Raw genomic sequence first — 2,201 nt, 5'->3', positions numbered from 1 at the left:
GCCTGATGGTCACCTCTTTCCAAATTGCCATCACCATCGGCGCGGTTGTCGGCGGCTATGTCGTGGACACCTATGGCGCGACCGGGCCTTTGACTCTGACTGCTGTCCTTGCCGCATCGACCGCCGTCTTGGCGCTGCTGCAGCCACGCAGCTGAACTTTGCTGCCGCCGATAAAATAGCCTGAATCCGGGCCGCCGCCGATGTTGCAGGCGCGATACACAAGTTGAGGCCGGGAACACGTTGCATCTTGCCGCAATCGAAGGCTAAGGACGCTCGGCTTCGGCCATTGGAGGGTGATCGACGATCAAGTCGCGCCCTTTTTGAGGAGATGACTGACATGAAGAAGTTTTTGTTTGTTGCCGTCGGCCTGGCGGTGCTTGCCGGTTCGGCTTGCTCGAAGGCGCCCGAGTGCACGGCGGAAATCGCGACCAAGAAGGCGCAGGACATGGCTACCGCGCTGCAGGAAGCGATTACCAAGGACCCGTCCAAAGCGGCTGATCTGACGGCCAAGGTCCAGGCGGTGACAACCAAGTATCAGGGCGCTACGACATTGGCCGACGCCTGCAAGGCCTATGACGAACTGACGGCCACAATCAAAGGCTAACGCCCTGATTTGAGATCAAGGCCTAAGCGCCTGATTCGATTGGTCAAGGGAGAGGGCGGTGACCGTTGGGTCGCCGCCTTTTTTTCGGATTTTTCAGTTCGGCGCGATGGAGCCGACTTCGACTGCGTCGACGCGCTTCAGGCTCATGCCGATCACCGGCACCAATTGGTCGTCGACGCGCACGGCAATAGTCACTGTCATCGAATTGTCGTCAGGGATGCGAGCCTGCATGACGCCGCGGAGCTGGTTGCGGTTGATGGTGAAGACCACTTTGCGGGGATCGACGACGTTGCCGCCGATGATGTCGAGGCCGGAACCGGCCGCGCCACCCATAAAGCTGCCCTTGTAGCCCTCGCGGCCCTTGCGCTCGATCTTGGCCGACATCTGCTGGGTGAACATGCCAACCCGGCAGCCGCCGTCGAGCGACATGCCGACCTTGCCGTCGGGCGTCGAGCCGGTGAAGCTGCAGTTGAACTTGGTGCCTTTGTACTTGCCGGCGACAATTTCGCCGGGTCCGATCCACTTGCCTTCTGCCGCCTGGAAGAACTGCTTGTCCGGCTCCGCCGCAGAGGCCACTCCGGCAAGGCCGACGACTGCCGCAATCACCGTTGCCAGGGGCAGGACGCTGGATAGAATTACGCTTTTCATCGACGACACCCGGCAACAAAGATGCTGTTTGGAACCCGTCTGACCATGAACAAGATTGGTTAATGCTTCGTCACCGCGAGGCCGCCGCAAAGCAGTCCGGTAACAATTCCGAAGATCCAGACACTCCAGCCGGCTCACTTGCCGGATCGGGTCGTTTCACCGTCTTTCCTGGTTGCGAACGATGTCAGCGCCGAGAGGAAGGCGCCCAATCCGGGACGCTTGGCGGCGCTGAAGGGCAGGGGTCGCGCCGTCTCCATCGCGGCGATGCCGATGCGCGCCGTCATCATGCCGTTGACGACGCCCTCGCCAAGCTTGGCCGAAAGGCGCGCGGCCAGGCCGTGGCCGACGATCTGCTGGACGAAACTGTCACCGACGGCGATCGAGCCGGTGACCGCCAGATGCGCCAGCACGCTGCGCGCCAGGCGGAAGAAACCCAGCGTTCCGGGCCGCCCGCCATAGAGTTCCGAGAGACGGCGAATGAGCCGCCCCGCCTCGAACACGACATAGGCGACATCGACGAGTGCGCGTGGACTGACCGCCGTCACCAGCGAAACGCGTTTGGCGGCTTCGAGAATCATCACCTTCGCCCTGGCATCGAGGGGGCCCAGAATTTCTGCCTCGGCCAGGCGCACGAGATTGCCGCCGTCGATGATTTCGCCGCGCAGTTCGGCCAGCGCGCGCCGGCCGGCCGCGGTTTCGGGTTTGGCCGCGACAAAGGCCGACAATTCGTCGACGACCGATCGTGCCGCCTTGGGATCGTCGCGGGCGATCGCGTCGAGCGCACGCTTCTGCAGCTTTTCGACCTCGGCGAGGCGGGCGATCGCCAGGAATTCGCGAATCAGGATAACCACAAGCGCCAGCACGGCAATGGCGGCCATGCCCGCCGCCAGCCAGCCCAGCCATTCGGCGCGCGCGAAGAGGTCGCGTATGAGTTCGTCGGTCCATAGGC

The 2,201-nt window shown here is 62.9% G+C and carries 3 protein-coding genes and 1 pseudogene; 2 read left to right on the top strand and 2 right to left on the bottom strand.

Going from position 1 to position 2,201, the window contains the following annotated elements; genetic code table 11:
- Together EN750_RS30890 and EN750_RS30885 are read left to right on the top strand one after the other, a co-directional pair.
- A pseudogene (locus tag EN750_RS30890) lies at positions 1–155 on the top strand (MFS transporter); the annotation flags it as partial.
- Between the two features lie 182 nt (positions 156–337).
- Complete coding sequence (locus tag EN750_RS30885; RefSeq protein ID WP_127271315.1) at positions 338–604, top strand: hypothetical protein; 267 nt, start codon at positions 338–340, stop codon at positions 602–604.
- A gap of 93 nt (positions 605–697) precedes the next feature.
- Here the strand turns inward: EN750_RS30885 and EN750_RS30880 are convergent, their stop codons facing one another.
- Together EN750_RS30880 and EN750_RS30875 are read right to left on the bottom strand one after the other, a co-directional pair.
- A complete protein-coding gene (locus EN750_RS30880) occupies positions 698–1,252 on the bottom strand; it encodes a hypothetical protein (protein WP_127398986.1) in 555 nt (184 codons plus the stop codon).
- A gap of 134 nt (positions 1,253–1,386) precedes the next feature.
- The coding region (locus tag EN750_RS30875; RefSeq protein ID WP_127398985.1) for a TIGR01620 family protein at positions 1,387–2,201 on the bottom strand (815 nt) is incomplete at its 5' end.

This window comes from Mesorhizobium sp. M7A.F.Ca.ET.027.03.2.1 (assembly GCF_003999175.1).
Taxonomy (GTDB): Bacteria; Pseudomonadota; Alphaproteobacteria; order Rhizobiales; family Rhizobiaceae; genus Mesorhizobium.
The sequence above is the reverse complement of the archived record's forward strand: the minus strand, read 5'-3'. Positions and strand labels throughout refer to the sequence as shown.

Bases quoted from the DNA above. Each gene is read 5' to 3' on its own strand.
- EN750_RS30880 (WP_127398986.1), bottom strand. From the start codon at position 1,252: ATGAAAAGCGTAATTCTATCCAGCGTCCTGCCCCTGGCAACGGTGATT.
- EN750_RS30885 (WP_127271315.1), top strand. From the start codon at position 338: ATGAAGAAGTTTTTGTTTGTTGCCGTCGGCCTGGCGGTGCTTGCCGGT.